This is a genomic window from Calditrichota bacterium (assembly GCA_016867835.1).
Classification (GTDB): domain Bacteria; phylum Electryoneota; class AABM5-125-24; order Hatepunaeales; family Hatepunaeaceae; genus VGIQ01.
The window spans coordinates 19,308-35,382 of record VGIQ01000015.1; the positions used below are offsets into that span (position 1 = coordinate 19,308).

A 16,075-nucleotide genomic window follows, 5' to 3' on the forward strand; every position below is an offset into this window, starting at 1 on the left:
CTAAAGTTTTCGGAGGCCCGATGCCGTTCGCCGTTCGCCGCACCCTCACTGCACTAATCAGCGCCACTCTGCTCGTCGCCTTTATCGGCTGCGGAGGTGGCGACAAGCGTGCCGACAAGACCACCGGCAAGACCACCGCCAAGGTGAGAACCGATGCCGGCGCACTGCCCGATGTTTCTGCCGAGTTGGGCGGCGAGGGTTTCAGCGGTGAAGGCTGGCAGACCAACACCACCTACGAGCCGCAAGGCGATCCGCGCGCCGTCCGGGGCGGCTCGATCACCATCGGCTATCCCGAGTTCCCGGCTACCTACCGCATCACCGGCAAGGACTCGAACTCGGAGATCCTCTACGCCATCCGAGACATCATCTACGAGACCCTGATCGGGCTCGACCCCCTGACCCTTGAGTTCATCCCCGGCCTGGCGACCCACTGGAAGATATCCGAAGACAAACAGACCTACTGGTTCCGGATCAACCCCCGGGCGAGGTTCTCGGATGGCAGCCGGGTAACCGCGCGGGACGTCGTCGCCACCTGGAAGTTGCAGATCGATCCCGGCATTCTGGCGCCTTACACGAATATCATCTGGGGGAAGTTCGAGGAGCCGGTCGCCGAGTCGCCCTACATTGTCCGGGTCCGGGCCAAGGAAATCAACTGGAAATTCTTCATTTACTTCGGCTCTCTGCACATTATGCCGGCCAAGGATATCGCGCTATCCGGCGAGCAGTATATGAAGGACTATCAATATGACTTCACCCCCTCAAGCGGGCCATATGAACTCGACCGGGAGCAGACCATCAAGGGGAAGACGCTTGTCCTGAAGCGCCGCGCCGACTATTGGGACGACGACAATCCCAAAGCCAAAGGTCTCTACAACTTCGACCGCATCAAGTTCGCCATGATTGAAGACGAGCGGCTCCGCTTCGAGAAGATCAAGAAGGGCGAACTCGACTTCTATCAGGTCGGGCGGGCTCAGTGGTGGGTCGAGGAGACCGATTTCGACCACGTCAAGCGCGGTCTGGTACAGAAACGGAAGATCTTCAACGACGACCCGCAGGGCTATGCCGGGGTCGCCTTCAACATGCGCAAGCCGCCCTTCGACGACCGCCGGATGCGCGCGGCCCTGACCCACCTCTGGAATCGCGAGAAGTTCATCAAGGAACTCTTCCACAACGAATACCTCTTCCTCGACAGTTACAGCCCGGGCGGAACTTACGAGAATCCCGACAACCCGAGATATCGTTACGACCCCGATAGAGCCGTCAAACTGCTTTCCGAATGCGGCTGGAAGTCGCGCAATGCCGAAGGCTGGCTGGTGAACAACAAGGGACAGATGCTCGAACTCGACATCGCCTATTCAACCTCGGGTGTGGAGCGGTTCCTGACGGTATTCCAGGAAGATCTGAAAAAGGTCGGCATCAAACTGAACCTTAAGCAGTCGCAAGCCTCGACCCTGTTCAAGATGGTGAACGAGCGAAACTTCACTGTCCACTTCCAACAGTGGGGCGGACTCTTCTTCCCAAACCCCGAGAACGATGTCTCGTCCTGGACCGCCGATCCGCCCAACACCAACAACATCACCGGGGTCAAGAGCACCGAAATCGACTCTCTGATCCACGCCTACAACGTCGAGTTCAACCAACAGAACCGGGTGCAGCAGATTCGGCGGATCGACCGCATCCTGATGGATATTCAGCCTTACGCTTTAGCCTGGTATGCGCCGTTCCACCGCTATCTTTATTGGAACAAGTTCGGCTATCCCGACTACTACATCTCCCGTATCATCGACTGGCGCAGCGTGATGAGCCTCTGGTGGGTCGATCCGGAAAAGGAGAAGGCACTCGAAGCGGCAAAGAAGGACCCGAAGATGCAACTGCCGGTCGGCGAGACGAGTGTGATGTATTGGCCGGAGTGGAATGCGAAGCATGGGCAGAAGTATGAGATTAAGGAATGATTGAGCCTTAATTTGGCAGTAGGCATGCCGTCAGACGCCCTCGTCAGGTGGCAGACGGGTGGACGAGGACGTCCACCTGCACGGAATCCGGAATTAGATATGCCACCAGACGCCCTCGTCTGGTGGTTGGCAGGTTCACTCACAAGCGGAGGATGTGATGACCGCTTACGCTAATCGGCGGACGTTGTTGTTCCTGGCAGCCTTGACCGTGCTGCTGATCATCGTCCCCAGCGGGGCGTCGGAAACGGCAGGCACTATGCCGGTTGACGAACTGGAACTGGCTGCCGAGCAGGAAGCACGGGAATTGCCGCTCTATTCGGCGCTGCCGTTCGCCGGCATCCTGCTTTCGATCGCGCTCTTTCCGCTCTTCGCGCCGCACTTCTGGCATCATCACTATCCCAAGGTCGCCGCCGGTTGGGCGCTCATCTTCGCAGTCCCATTCATCATCCACGACCCTGCGCTCGGCATCTACGAAGTCCTCCATATCGTTCTGGCAGACTACCTCCCATTCATCATACTCCTGTGGGGTCTTTTTGCAGTGTCGGGGGGGATTCTGCTGCGGGGATCGTTGGTCGGAACGCCGGCTTTGAACACGCAACTGCTCCTGGTCGGGACGCTGCTCGCCTCGTGGATGGGGACGACCGGGGCTTCGATGCTCCTGATCCGGCCGGTGATCCGGGCGAATGCTGCGCGTAAGAACAAGGCGCATATCGTCATCTTCTTCATCTTTCTGGTTTCCAATATCGGGGGGGCGCTGACGCCGCTCGGCGATCCGCCTCTATTCCTCGGCTTTCTACACGGTGTCCCCTTCTTCTGGACGCTTCATATAACACCGCACTTCCTGCTGACAGCAGTGCTCGTGTTGGCAATCTTCTTCGTTCTCGATACCCTGCTTTATAAGCGGGAGAACAAGATTCCAACCGAGCGCATCGAAGCCGCCGAACGCTACCCGCTGCGGATCGAGGGAATGCACAACTTCCTCTTCCTGGGCGGCATCCTCGCTGCAGTCCTGATGTCCGGCACCTGGCATCCGGGAGTTTCGATCACCATTTACCATGTTCATCTTGGACTGCAAAATCTCCTGCGCGATGCCGCGATCCTGCTGATGGGGTATCTATCGGTCCGGACGACTCATCCGAAGGTGCGGCAGGACAACGACTTCACCTGGGAGCCGATTCGTGAGGTGGCGTTTCTCTTCATCGGCATCTTCGTTACCATCATTCCGCTCCTGATGATGCTTCGCGCCGGCGAGTCGGGCGCCATGGGCGCGCTCATCAAAGCGGTCAAAGAGCCGGCGCATTACTTCTGGATCACGGGCTTGCTCTCGTCGTTCCTCGACAATGCTCCGACCTATCTCACCTTCTTCAATACGGCACTTGGACGGCTGGGGATGACCGAAGCCGAGATGTCGCGCATACTGCGGGGCGTCATCGAACACCCCGAGCACGCCATATTCATTGAATACCTGAAGGGAGTCTCGGCGGGCGCGGTCTTCTTTGGAGCAAACACCTACATCGGCAATGCGCCGAACTTCATGGTGCGGTCGATTGCCGAAGGCGCGGGAGTCAAGATGCCGTCATTCTTCGGCTATATGCTCTGGTCGGTGGCGATCCTGATTCCGGTCTTCATCGTCGTAACGGTAGTGTTCTTTTAGGCTTGGGGATAGGGTAGGAGTCAAGGCACATTGGGCGTCCGCGGCACCCAAGTCTTGATACCTGGCACTTGATACTTGACACTTGATACTTGACACTGAGCACTTCTTCCATAGACGTCGTCATTGTCATCAATCCCGGCTCGACCTCGACGAAGTACGCGCTCTGGAGCCGGGCGGGGGGGGTCGCCGAGCGCACCGTTCGCCACGAAGCCGACCGGCTGGCAGCCCGTGCGATCGAGCAGTTCGAGTATCGCCGGGCGTTGATCGACGCCGACCTTGCGCCGCTGCTCAGCGGAGTCCGGGTCGTCGGTTCCGTCGGTCGGGGCGGGTTGTTGAAGCCTTTGCCGGGAGGTGTCTATAAGGTCTCCGAAGCGATGCTCGCAGCATTGCAGGCTCCCGAGACCTCCAACCACGCCTCCAACCTCGGCGCGCTGCTTGCAGACCACTATGCCCGGCGTTTCGGGGTTGGGGCATTCATCGTCGATCCGGTAACGGTCGATGAATTCCACGATTTGGCGCGGCTCTCGGGCGTCGTCTGGTGCGAGCGCAAGAGCCGGTCGCATGCGCTCAACATCAAAGCCGTCGTCCGGCGAGCCTGCCGCAATCTGGGCATCGAGGTTAGGGAGAGCCGGTTTGTCGTAGCCCACCTCGGGGGAGGCATCTCGATAGCGGCGGTCAAGGGCGGCCGGTTGATCGACGCGAACGACGCGCTGCATGGGATGGGTCCTTACTCGCCCGAGCGCGCCGGAGCGCTGCCCATCGGGCCGCTGATCGAGCATTGCTTTTCGGGCGTGGTGTCGAAGAAGGAACTGCTCGACGAACTGGCCCGCCGCTCTGGTCTGACCGCCTACACCGGCACTTCCGACGCCCGCGAAGTGCTGGGGAGAATTGCCGATGGCGATACCGGTGCTGATTTGGCTCTGCGGGGGATGGTCTATCAGATAGCCAAGGAGATCGGCGCCTACGCCACAGTCCTCAAGGGAGAACTCGACGCAGTCATCCTGACCGGCGGACTGGCACATTCGAACGAAATTGTGGAAATGGTGCGCTCGTATATTATATTCTTGGGGCGGGTGATCGTCCTTCCGGGAGAAGGCGAACTCGAAGCGCTGGCAGAAGGCGCGTTTCGGGTCCTTGACGGCGAGGAATCGGCGCTCGAATACCACTGAACATCGGGAACTACCAAACGACGCCGGAAGCGGCGGGAGACGAGTCGTGGGCAATGCGGGTCAGGACGAACTCTATACGCGGAAGGTGATAGCCGGACGGCGCACCTACCATTTCAACGTCAAGCAGACCGTCCGGGGCAACGTTTACATCATGATCCATGAGGCGACCCCTGAACAGGGCGGGATGAGCCACCATCGCGTGGTCGTCTTCGAGGATCACATTCAGGAATTCATCGCCGGGTTCGCCGATGCGGCCGAGGTCGTCGGGCGGCTGGTCGGCGAGCGGGATAGCAATCTGCCGCCGGTAGAAGAACAAGCCCAAACCTGAGCCGGCTTAATCTAGTGCTCGCTTGCAGTAGTTCGTGCTACTATGGGGTCGTCTTACCCGCGCAGGCGGGCACCCAGTCGAGGATCGCCTGTCTGGGATCCCGCCTTCGCGGGAACGACGATGATAATACAACCTTTCATTGCAATGAAGCACTAGTTCACGGGGTCCGGGTTCGAGCAACGATCCTCCCGTGAACATCCCGTTTGACACCGCCGCAATCGACGCACTGATCGTCGAGTTACTCGACCGCCATGCGGCCGAGAAGTCGTCGCCTCCGATGCACTTTCGCGAGCGGATGCTGGCGATGGGGTCGGAAGGCGGAAGACTGGTCGAGTCCGTCGTCCGGATGGCGCGTCCCGCGACGGGTCTTGAAATCGGCACTTCGAGCGGGTTCTCGGCGCTCTGCGCCCTGCGGGGTGCCCTCGCAGCCGGAGCCGATCTGCACCTGACGACGGTCGATTTCGATCCCGCCAAGGCAGCGTGGGCGCGGAGCAACTTCGAGCGCGCCGGGGTAGCCGGTCGAGTGACGATCCTGGTCGAAGACGGCCTCGAGGCGGCGCGCCGGCTGACCGGGCCGTTCGACTATGTCCTGCTCGATGCCTCCAAAGAACAGTGCCTTCCGATCCTAAAGGAGTTGACCGGTAAACTGACGCCGGGTGCAGTCGTCCTGACCGACAATATGCTGACGCATGAAGCCGAGTTGCGGGAGTTTGCCCGGTTCGTCCGCAACTATCCCGAATTCGCTTCAGCCTTGCTGCCGCTTGGCAACGGCGTCGAACTGACGATCAAACTGGCACCGCGGGTGTCGGATCGTATCGTTCCCGGGGACGCCCTCGAGCGCTTGAGACAGGGCTGATTCCCAGTACCAAATTTATCAATACTCAATGAAGTTTTTTATCGATACCGCCAATCTGGCACAGATCAGGGACGCCTCGGCAATGGGCGTACTCGACGGCGTGACGACGAATCCGTCGCTGGTGGCGAAGGAGGGCAAGCCTTACGAACCGCTTCTGAAGGAGATTTGTGAACTTGTGGACGGGCCGGTCTCAGCGGAGGTAACCGCTACCGACCTGAAGGGAATGCTGCGCGAGGGAAAGAAACTGGCGAAGATCCACCCCAACATCGTGGTGAAGTTGCCGATCACCCGCGACGGCGTAGCGGCCTGCGTCGAATTGGCGCGAGCCGGCATCCACACCAACATGACGCTCTGCTTTACGCCGCTTCAGGCATTAGTCGTCGCCAAGGCCGGAGCCTCGTTCGTCAGCCCCTTTGTCGGACGGCTCGACGACATCAGTTTTGATGGAATGCAGTTGATCCGTGACATCGTGCAGATTTACGACAACTACGACTTTGGGACGCAGGTGCTGGTGGCTTCGGTGCGGCACCCGGTGCACCTCCTGGAAGCCGCGCTTGCCGGCGCCGACATCGCGACGATCCCTTACGACGTTATTACGAAGATTCTAAGCCATCCGTTGACCGACGCCGGGCTGCAAAAGTTCCTCGACGACTGGAAAAAGGGCGGGCAGAAGATATGACACACTTCCCCAAAGGGGATAGTCCGTTTCACCCCGGCAAGCCGGTTCCGGTGGAACTGTTTGTCGGACGACGCGAACAAATCGAGCGTATTTTATCTCGTGGTGCTGGGCCGGTTTCGCGAGGCAATCCAAAGACGGTCTTCATCCAGGGTGAGTATGGAATCGGAAAGACCTCGCTCGCTCATTACATCCAATGGCAGGCAGAATTGAACTATGGCTTGCAGCCAATCTATGTCACCCTGGGGGGAGCCAGCACGCTTGACGACGTCGCCGCGGCGGTGTTGACCAGTGTGACCAAGGCGGCAGTTTCAAGCCAGTCGATCTGGAACCGTGCCAAAGACATTGTGGCGAAATATGTTATTATGGAGAAGAGTATTCTGGGGTTTAGACTTAACCTCGAGGCTCTTAAAAGTGATGCTTTAAACATCGTATCTCCTTTGGCACTATTGACATTCCTCGAGAGTTTTGCACAGACAATTAAGACCCCCTCTATCTGCCTAGTCTTCGATGAAATCAATGGAATAGCATCGTTGCGTGAGTTCAGCGGCCTCATCAAGGGACTTGTTGAATCCAACGCAGTGTCGCCAAAACCGTTTCAATTGCTTCTTGTTCTATGCGGAACCGAAGAAATCCGCAATGAAATGACAAGCAACTACGTGTCTGTTGCAAGAATTTACGACTTGATTGTCATTAACACACTTTCAAACGAAGAGACGATTGAGTTCTTCAATGAATCCTATGCTAAAGTGAATATTGGAGTTTCTTCTGATGCATTGTCGATCCTTCAAAATACATCGGCAGGCATTCCAAGAATTATGCATTTGATCGGTGATCATACTTTTTGGGCGGACGAGGATGGATACATAGACAAGGAAGATGCACTCAAAGGATGTCTTGCCGCGACAGAAGAATGGGGACAGAAATACGTTCATAAGAGAGTCTATCAAGCACTTAAAAGCAAAGACTACCATGCAATCCTCAAGAAGATGATGCAGTTCCCTATGACTGATGACACCATTGATATAACTGAATTTCAAAAGCAGTTATCCAGCAACGAAAAGAGTAAACTAAGCAATTTCCTTACGAGAATGAAGAAAATCGGCGTTATTGAAAGAGGCCGACACAAAGGTGAATATGCCTTTAGATCCAAAATAGAACGACTCTATCTCTGGCTTAAATCTCGTGAATAGTCAATCGCTCTTGCTTCCTCCATTACACTTCGCTCTCCCCGTCATCCGCCAGCAGGTTGACCCGCTCGACACCTTCGATTGCGGCAAGCGTCCCGATTAGTCCCGTCTCCGAAACACCCCGCCTTAGTCGCACCAGATAGGAGTGCTCGACCACCTGTCCCGGCCGCAGCGACCGTAATGCCAGTTGCTTGCGGGAAGTGGTGAGCCGCGTCAATGTCTCGTCGAGCAGTGAAGCGCTCCCCGCTGCCGGCGTCGTCTGCAGCCTTAACAGATAAAGCCCCCGTCGCGCCACTCCAAACTGGACGAAGTCGAGCACCAGCAGCAGCAGCAGCACCGTCCCGGAGCCGATCAAGGCGATCGCATAATTCCCCACACCGCAAGCCATCCCGGTCGCCAGCGCAAAGAAAATGAACGCGATGTCGCGGTTGTCCTTGACCACCGTCCGAAAGCGGATGATCGACATTGCCCCTACCAGTCCGAACGCCCGCGCGAGGCTGTTGCCGACCACCATCATCACCAGCGCCGTCACCATTGCAAGGATCACCATCGTAGGGATGAGCGACGCACTGACGGCCCGAAACCGGGTCGTCCAGACATAGACCAGCGCGATTAGCACCCCGAGCGCAAACGCGAGCAGGATGTTGACCGCGATCTCGGTCGTCGTCATTCCGGCCAGCGGTGGCAGCAGCGCGCTCCCGTCGAAATTCATATCGCCTTCCGGAAATGGGGATGCCAGAGGTCTATGCCGCGGCAGTATTTCGAGATCGCCTCCTGTTGCAGGTTGAACTCGCGAATCAGGCTGCGCAGCCAGACCGGCTGCCAGCCGCTGAACTTCACCTCCAGGACAAAGGTGCCCGGATCGAACCAATTCTCGTCGGCAGGATCGAAAAACTCCCGCCAGTGCGACGCCACTGCGCTGCGACAGTCGCTGTCGAAGGTTACCCTTAGGCCTGGATCATCAGGCGATCCGAAAGCCTCGCGCAGGTAACGGATCAACACCACCGGGCTCAGGTTCTCCCCGATCAGGCGGTATTCGAAGGCGCTCGCTGCAGGGTCGGGCGGGAGCGGTTCGCCGCCCAAGGTCAGGTCCAACTCGCCCGCTATCAGTCGCTGTCCTGCTGCAAAGGGCACCCGAACCCGCACTTTGCGGACGATCTCGTGTATCTTGCGCTTGATTTCGAGATAGGCAAGTCCTTCGTCGGGAGCGGTGCGATAGTATCTGATGCGCACCTTGCGGCGCACCGGCAGTCCGTCGATCTTCTCGTGATAGTAACGCATATGGGGGGTGTCGAAATAGACGCTGTTTACGGGGTAACGTCGGTCGGGCATTTCGAGACAATGCGGATCGTGGGTCATGAACCGCATCACCCGGCAACGCAATTCGCTGATTAGAAATAGCGGCACAGCATACTTATACTCCCGCCGCTGAAATGTCTCCATAATCGACGACTATATCCGCTGGCCGATGAGCATTCGCAGCATTTCGGCGAGGGTCATTCTTCCAAGTGGGATGACCGCCCGGCCGGACATGCCGGGTTCGAGCCGGCCGGCGCTGTTCGGAACCTCCGCCACCAATAGCGGATGCTGTGATTGCGGACCGGCGGTCGTTGGGAGAGGATCGGTCGCAGTCTGCCGGCGGTGGTCGATGCGTAGCGCCACGGCGGTCCACGTTCCGCTTCCCGTTGAGGGCAGAGTCAATTCGACGGCTTGACCGGATTCGATCCGGTAAGCGGCTCCCTCGGGCAGTTCAATGACCGCCAGCAGGGTGTCGAAGCGTTCGATCCGGACGATGTTGCCGCCGGGAGCCAGCCGCAAACGTCCGGCAATTGGCGACCGGATCAACTGCAGCCGGCCGACCGTGGCCAGCGCCGCCTCGAGGCCGCTCCGCTCGACCTTTACCACTTCACGCGCCAGCGCAATATCTTCTGCTCGCGCACCAGCCCGGGCTGCGTCCAGTTCCGCCCGAGCCACACGCTCTTCAGCCTGCAGTAGGCGGTAACGCCCGTCGGCGGCGAGCCATTCGAGCGGCGTCGCAGCACCATCGTCGTGCAGCGTTCGGTAGCGCTCCCACTCGGGCTGATAAGCGTCGAAAGCGGTTTGAGCCAGTTCCAAACGCGCTTCGAGCACGGTTAGATCGACCTCGCGAGCCCCGGCTTCGAGCGCTTCGACCGAAGCCGCAGCCTGCTCAATGCGAGCCTTCAGCATCGATGCACTACCGACACCGCCGTGAGACAGGACGATGGCAAGCGAGTCTCCAGCCAGGACGAGTTCGCCTTCCTCCAGCCGTGAGTGCAAAACGACCTCGAGCCGGTCGGGACGCTCAATCTGCAACACTGTGCGCTGTGCGTCGCCGGAACGACGGCCGGCTTCCCAGCCGTAGGAGACGAGATCCGCCTCGATCGTCAGGCTCCAAACCGCTGCCGGTTCCAGCCTGACCGGAGCCTTGATGCTCTGCGGCAAGGGCACGAGGAAGCCGACCAGAATGGCCACGAGCGCCAGTCCGGCGACAACCGCGCGCTTGACATCGAGGACGGTCAACCGGCTATGCTCCGGGCGTCGGTATTAGGCTGTAATGCAGGTCTCATCAGTGGAGAATAAGTTAGTAACTTAATCGCGGATTAGTCAAGGACTAACCACTGTCGGCAGCGTCCGCTCGCGCGGGAGGCTTTGAGATGGAGGCCTGAATGTCGTATGATTAAGTAAAGGGCCAAGGCCCGCGCTTCGACACGCCACTCATTACTGACCTTGAAGATCCTACTACATCTTTTCGCAATCGGTTTGGCTTTGACGGCATCGACGTCAAAAGCAGAGAGCCTCCGCATCAACGAGATTCAGTCCTTCGCCGGGTCGCAGGTCGCCGACGAAGATGGCGACTATCCCGACTGGATCGAACTCTACAACCCGGGACCAAATCCGTTGTCGCTGGCTGATTGGTCGCTCTCGGACCGCACGGACGATACGGCGCGCTGGGTCTTTCCATCCCTTGCGATCGAGCCGCGCGAGTTTCTGCTCGTCTTCGCTTCGGGCAAGGACCGCCGGATGCGGGCTCCGCATCACGAGTCGATCCTGCGTCGGGGGGATAACATGCGCTATTTCGTCCCGTCCGGTCCCATGTCCGCTGACTGGATGACGAGTCGGTTCGACGACTCCAACTGGGCCGAGGGACCATCCGGGTTCGGCTACGGCGACAGCGATGATGCCACCATCGTCCCGGCGACGCCCTCGCTCTTCGTTCGCGCACGATTCGACCTGGCCAATCTCGAGGATGTTCTCTACGCCCTCTTGCATGTGGACTATGACGACGGCTTCGTTGCCTATCTCAACGGGCGCGAGATAGCGCGGTCGAATCTCGGCTTGCCGGGAACGCCGCCGGCGTGGGATCAGTTGGCCGATCTCGATCATGAAGCCAACCTTTACCGCGGTCTTCCGCCCGAACGGTTTGTCATACCCAACATCCACGCCCTGCTCAGCCCATCCCGGAATGTCCTGGCGGTCGAGGTCCACAACAGCACGGCGGAGTCGAGCGACCTGACGATCATCCCGTTCCTGACACTGGGACTCTCCAGGCCGATGGCCGGGGGGCGGGGCGCTGCAGCCGAGATTGGTGAACTTCTTCTCCCGCTGCATGCCGACTTCCGCATCGCAGCCGGAGGGGAGACGCTTTCAGTCTATGACGCCGCCGGCCGGGTCGTAGATCGCTTGCTGCCGGTGGTGTTGGGCGAGGGGCTCTCCTTTGGCCGTCAGCCCGACGGCACCGACGGACTGCGCTACTTTGCCGTTCCGACTCCAGGCTCGGCCAACAGTGAGCCGGGGTATGCCGGTATCTGCAGCCGGGCAACGTTTTCCGAGCCGGCCGGTTTCAAGGCGGCTCCGACGCGACTCTCGATCTCGGCGGCGGCGGGCGAGCAAGTCCTCTGGACCCGCGATGGCCGGACGCCCTCGGCGAGCGACACCCTCTCCGCGACAGCAATCCCGATCGACACGACGACGGTGATCCGCGCGGTTACTATTCGTCCCGGCTGGCTCCCCGGACCGATGCTGACCCGCACCTATTTCATCGGCGAGGCTAACCGTCTGCCGGTGGTTTCCATCATCACCGATCCGGGCAGCCTATGGGATCCCGACTCGGGCATATATGTCCTCGGCCGCAATTACGATCCCGTCCCGCCGCATCGAGGCGCCAACTACTGGCAGGATTGGGAGCGGCTGGCACACGTCGAATTCTACGAGACGGACGGGCGACTCGCCTTCGACCTCAACGCCGGGATCAAAATTCACGGCGGCTGGACGCGGTTCTTTCCTCAGAAATCCCTTGATATCATAGCCCGGCAACGTTACGGCACCGACCGGATGCGGCATCAGGTCTTCCCCGGTCTCGACATCGACCAGTTCAAGGCTCTCGTTTTGCGCAATTCCGGCAGCGACTGGAACCGCGCCTTGATGCGCGATGCAATGATGATCGCGCTGCACGAAGACATCCGCTGCGACGTTCAAGCCTACCGGCCAGCGCTCGTCTTTCTGAATGGCGCCTACTGGGGCATCCTCGACCTACGGGAGAAACTGAACGAGCATTATCTCGCGTCGCATCACGCGGTCGATCCCGACAGCGTCGATCGGATGGAGGTCTGGGGCGGCGCGGTGCAGGGGACGCCCGACCACTACCGGGCAATGCTCAATTACATTGAAACCAACGACGTTGCCGATTCGGCGCACTATGCCTATATCGAGACGCAGATGGAGACGGGCAGTTTCATCGACTTCAACGCTGCCAACATCTATGTCGATAACACCGACTGGCCGGGCAACAATAACAAGTTCTGGCGGCCCCAATCTGAAACCGGACGATGGCGATGGTTCCTCTTCGACCTCGATTTCGGCTTCGGGCTGCACGATTCGACGTCCTATCGCCACAATACGCTCGCCATGGCGCTCGAGCCGAACGGCCCTGAATGGCCCAATCCACCCATTGCCACCTTCCTGTTTCGCAAGTTGATGGAGAATATCACTTTTCGCGCGGCCTTCATCAACCGTCTGGCGGACCTTATGAATTTCGACTACCGCCCCGAGCGCGCCAGTGCGGTGATCGACAGCATCCGGGCCGGCATAGCGGCGGACATTCCCCGACATCTGTTGCGCTGGGCGCCGGAATTTGAGGGCTATCCCGATCCGGCCGATTGGGAGGCTAATGTCGCCTACCTTAAGCGATTTGCCCGCGAGCGTCCGGCTTATGTTCGCGAGCACGTTGTTGCTCAGTTCGGCTTGTTGGGGACGGCCGCTCTCACCTTCGACATCGTTCCCGACGGGGCGGGGACGATCGTCATCAATACGAAGACCCTCCCGGCTTCGGGCTGGCAGGGCACCTACTTCCGGGGCGTCCCGTTACCTCTGAGCGCCATCCCGGCGCCGGGCTGGCGGTTCGCCGGTTGGAGCGGCTTGACTCAGAATGCCGCCCCCCGGATTGCCTTCGATCCCCCGTCCGGAGGGCATCTCATCGCCCGCTTCACACCGCTCGCATCGGGAACGTCGGCTATCGTCATCAACGAAATCAACTTTCGCGGCCCCGATACGCTTTCGGCCGGCGATTGGGTTGAACTTTACGTCCAATCCGGGCAGTGGGACCTGACCGGCTGGACCTTGCGGGACGATAATGACGGGCATATCTGGAGGTTTCCAAGTGGGCTGTTGATGACGGAGGGGGAATATTGGGTCATTGCCGAGGACAGCCTTCGGCTCGTGACCCGGGCGCCGCAGGTGAATCCGGCAATCGTCTTAAGCGGTCTATCGTTCGGCCTTGGCTCGGACAGCGATCAGGTGCGGCTCTACGATGCTCAAGGCCGGCTCGTCGATTCGGTGGCTTACCGCACAGTTTCGCCCTGGCCGGTGGAGGCGGCTGCGGGAACGACGCTGGAACTGATCGACCCGGCGCTGCCCAACGAATTGCCGCACAACTGGAGAATCTCGCCGGCGCTCTACGGCTCGCCGGGACGGGATCACTTCTACCATCCGCCGCGAACGTTTGCGTTGCTTGGTCCGCCCGATCGGTCTGTCGTGGCGGAAGATACCGTCCGACTCGTCTGGCAGAGAGCGGTCGATCCCGATCCGGGGGACATGGTGCGCTACCGGATCGAATGGTCGCTGGCGCCGGACTTTGCGCTCCGGGATTCGATAGTGATTTCCGACACGACGCTCCATCTTGATCGCCTCCCGGGTTCGCCAGCCGGCAGCGGACTGCCCGACGACGTCCGTATCTGGTGGCGGGTGACGGCTTATGACGAACGGGGACTGGCGACGACCTCCAGCGCCGGAACTGCGGGATGGCAGTTTCTGAGGCGCAAAGCCGCGATTCCCGGTCAGTTCACCTTTCAGCCGCCTTACCCCAATCCCTTCAATCAGGTCTTGATCCTGCCCTTCGATCTGCCTACGGCGGGTGAGGTTCAAATGGCAGTTTACGATCTGGCCGGCCGGGAGATATGGAGCGGCCGCCGGGTGCTTGCCGCCGGACGTCATCGCATTCCGTTAGCATTCAATGACCTGAACAAAGGCTTATCGTCCGGCGTCTATGTGGTGTTGCTGGAATCGGGCGTCGAACGGCGGCTGCGCAAGGTGGTGCTGCTGAAGTGAGGGGGGGAGTGGAAGGATTGACAAGTAGAGGATTCAGACCGCACCTCGGAGGCGAAGAAGGAGCCTTGGGCAAGAGCCCTTTTGGGGGCGAAACTATTTTTGTGAAAAGGGCCGAAAAGGCTTGACTTCTTGACCCGGGCATGTTATGATATGGATGCATCCTGCATCTGGCGGGTGAACAGTCCGGCTACCCTTCGTTGTCAGCCTGCCCGATGGGGCAGTTCGATATCGCCGCGTTCATCAAAGCACGTTTCTACGGAGGTCCCCATGTTCGCTCCTCGCGCTACTCGTTCCCTCGTGAGCCTCTTCACGCTCGGAGTCGTCTTCCTCTCTCTTAGCCTATCCCCCGGAGGCGCGATGGCTGCGACCTACGTCACAGACGGGATCGGAATCCCGCCCTACGCAATGCACCTTGAGGCCTTCCCCAACCCGTTCAACTCCACTACCACCATCAGAATCGCCTTGCCATGGGCAGGTGACATTTCGCTGCGTTTGGTTGGTGCACAAGGGAGACAGGTGGCAGCGGCGCATCTGGCCCGGCAGAAAGGCTGATGGGGTTAGGGTGAATTCTGGGATATACCTTTGCCTTGCCATATATCAAACGCAGAACGGATATAGTGCTACTGCGTATCATAAATTGCTTCTAATGCGTTAGGAGACTCGATGAAAATTGCTACTATTAGGAGTCTTTCTGTGCATAATCTTCCGCTAATGTTCTTAGCTTTGCCCTCGTTGGCATTGCTTTTCAGCAGTAGCCAATTGTGCTGCCAAACACACATCGGCGGATGGATAAATGGAACACTTACGCGAGAGGGTAATCCTTATCATGCTGATGATGGATCCAACGGATTTGGAGTAAGGAACGGAGACACGCTTCTTATTGAGCCAGGTGTAATTATCCTTATTCCATGGCGCGGCATTATAATCGTCGAGGGTGTGTTGCTAGCATTAGGAGCAAATGAGGATTCTATCTATTTTGATAGATTGGGAAATCGAAATTGGATTGGCATTATCTTCATGGACACTCTAAGGTCACAGCAATGCTCCATGTTTCAATTTTGTATTTTCAATAATATGAGCCCACCCAATGAGTTCGCCAATGAGCCACCCGCCATTTCCATTTCCGAATACTATGATTCAATTCGTTTTGACTGGTGTATGTTTAGCAATTTTAGAGTTGGCGTTTCCACAATCAGGGCGCAGGTGGCGCGCATTTCAAACTGTCAATTTGTCAATATGACAGGTATTTCGGGATTCGCATTTAGCCCAGGTTTCAACAATACTTTCATTGAATCATCTATTTTCAATCGGGTTATTATTGGGATAGCTACAGGAGGTGGTTTCATGCTCCAGGGTTGCCTTTTCCTAGAATGTGACAGGGCAGTATCGTATGTAGTATATGATCCAGTGGAATTACCGCTTGTAGTCAGAAATTGCATATTCGTTTTGGGAAATCCAACTCTTAGTATTAATTGTATTGTCTTGTCAACGTGTTTACAATCAAGCAGCTTTTGGAGCCGCGATAAGTCGTTCTGCTGGGGTGCAGCCGTTTAGTCTATAGCCCTGATGCGGGCGGTTACAGTTATACTCGTTCATGAACCTGTCCAGGTCACTCTGGAGCTGTTC

General features: G+C 58.4%; 13 protein-coding genes. 10 read left to right on the forward strand and 3 right to left on the reverse strand.

Annotated features, from left to right (window positions below):
• Window positions 1-20: 20 nt before the first annotated feature.
• The 7 genes from FJY67_02950 (at window position 21) to FJY67_02980 (ending at window position 7,828) form a co-directional block, all read left to right on the forward strand.
• Window positions 21-1,952 (forward strand): ABC transporter substrate-binding protein, encoded by a 1,932-nt coding sequence (locus FJY67_02950; GenBank protein ID MBM3328416.1) that lies wholly within the window; start codon window positions 21-23, stop codon window positions 1,950-1,952.
• Window positions 1,953-2,208: 256 nt separating this feature from the next.
• The gene (locus FJY67_02955; GenBank protein MBM3328417.1) at window positions 2,209-3,606 is read left to right on the forward strand and encodes a sodium:proton antiporter; all 1,398 of its coding nucleotides are present in this window, start codon (window positions 2,209-2,211) and stop codon (window positions 3,604-3,606) included.
• Window positions 3,607-3,716: 110 nt separating this feature from the next.
• Window positions 3,717-4,775, forward strand: coding sequence for a butyrate kinase (gene buk, locus FJY67_02960; GenBank protein MBM3328418.1), 1,059 nt, complete (start codon window positions 3,717-3,719; stop codon window positions 4,773-4,775).
• Window positions 4,741-5,103 carry a DUF3276 family protein gene (locus tag FJY67_02965; GenBank protein MBM3328419.1) on the forward strand — a complete coding sequence of 121 codons (363 nt, stop codon included), beginning with the start codon at window positions 4,741-4,743 and terminating at the stop codon, window positions 5,101-5,103. The genes buk and FJY67_02965 overlap by 35 nt, the downstream gene beginning before the upstream one ends.
• Before the next feature lie 190 nt (window positions 5,104-5,293).
• Complete coding sequence (locus tag FJY67_02970; GenBank protein ID MBM3328420.1) at window positions 5,294-5,959, forward strand: hypothetical protein; 666 nt, start codon at window positions 5,294-5,296, stop codon at window positions 5,957-5,959.
• 28 nt (window positions 5,960-5,987) lie between these two features.
• Entirely contained in the window at window positions 5,988-6,638 is a 651-nt protein-coding gene (fsa, locus tag FJY67_02975; protein MBM3328421.1) for a fructose-6-phosphate aldolase, read from the forward strand.
• Window positions 6,635-7,828: an ATP-binding protein gene (locus tag FJY67_02980; protein MBM3328422.1), complete on the forward strand. Its 1,194-nt coding sequence runs from the start codon at window positions 6,635-6,637 to the stop codon at window positions 7,826-7,828. Before fsa ends, FJY67_02980 begins: the two co-directional genes overlap by 4 nt.
• Window positions 7,829-7,850: 22 nt before the next feature.
• On the opposite strand, the gene FJY67_02985 is transcribed toward FJY67_02980, so the two are convergent.
• The 3 genes from FJY67_02985 to FJY67_02995 are packed head-to-tail and all read right to left on the reverse strand — an operon-like array spanning window position 7,851 to window position 10,366.
• Complete coding sequence (locus FJY67_02985; GenBank protein MBM3328423.1) at window positions 7,851-8,537, reverse strand: DUF4956 domain-containing protein; 687 nt, start codon at window positions 8,535-8,537, stop codon at window positions 7,851-7,853.
• Window positions 8,534-9,268: a polyphosphate polymerase domain-containing protein gene (locus FJY67_02990; protein ID MBM3328424.1), complete on the reverse strand. Its 735-nt coding sequence runs from the start codon at window positions 9,266-9,268 to the stop codon at window positions 8,534-8,536. The genes FJY67_02985 and FJY67_02990 overlap by 4 nt, the downstream gene beginning before the upstream one ends.
• 9 nt (window positions 9,269-9,277) lie before the next feature.
• Window positions 9,278-10,366 carry a hypothetical protein gene (locus FJY67_02995; GenBank protein ID MBM3328425.1) on the reverse strand — a complete coding sequence of 363 codons (1,089 nt, stop codon included), beginning with the start codon at window positions 10,364-10,366 and terminating at the stop codon, window positions 9,278-9,280.
• A gap of 207 nt (window positions 10,367-10,573) precedes the next feature.
• On the opposite strand from FJY67_02995, the gene FJY67_03000 reads away from it, so the two are divergent.
• From FJY67_03000 to FJY67_03010, 3 genes are all read left to right on the forward strand, one after another.
• Window positions 10,574-14,449 carry a T9SS type A sorting domain-containing protein gene (locus FJY67_03000; protein MBM3328426.1) on the forward strand — a complete coding sequence of 1,292 codons (3,876 nt, stop codon included), beginning with the start codon at window positions 10,574-10,576 and terminating at the stop codon, window positions 14,447-14,449.
• Between the two features lie 267 nt (window positions 14,450-14,716).
• Complete coding sequence (locus FJY67_03005) at window positions 14,717-15,001, forward strand: hypothetical protein (GenBank protein ID MBM3328427.1); 285 nt, start codon at window positions 14,717-14,719, stop codon at window positions 14,999-15,001.
• A 111-nt stretch (window positions 15,002-15,112) separates the two neighbouring features.
• Window positions 15,113-16,003 (forward strand): hypothetical protein, encoded by an 891-nt coding sequence (locus FJY67_03010; GenBank protein MBM3328428.1) that lies wholly within the window; start codon window positions 15,113-15,115, stop codon window positions 16,001-16,003.
• Window positions 16,004-16,075 lie beyond the last annotated feature (72 nt).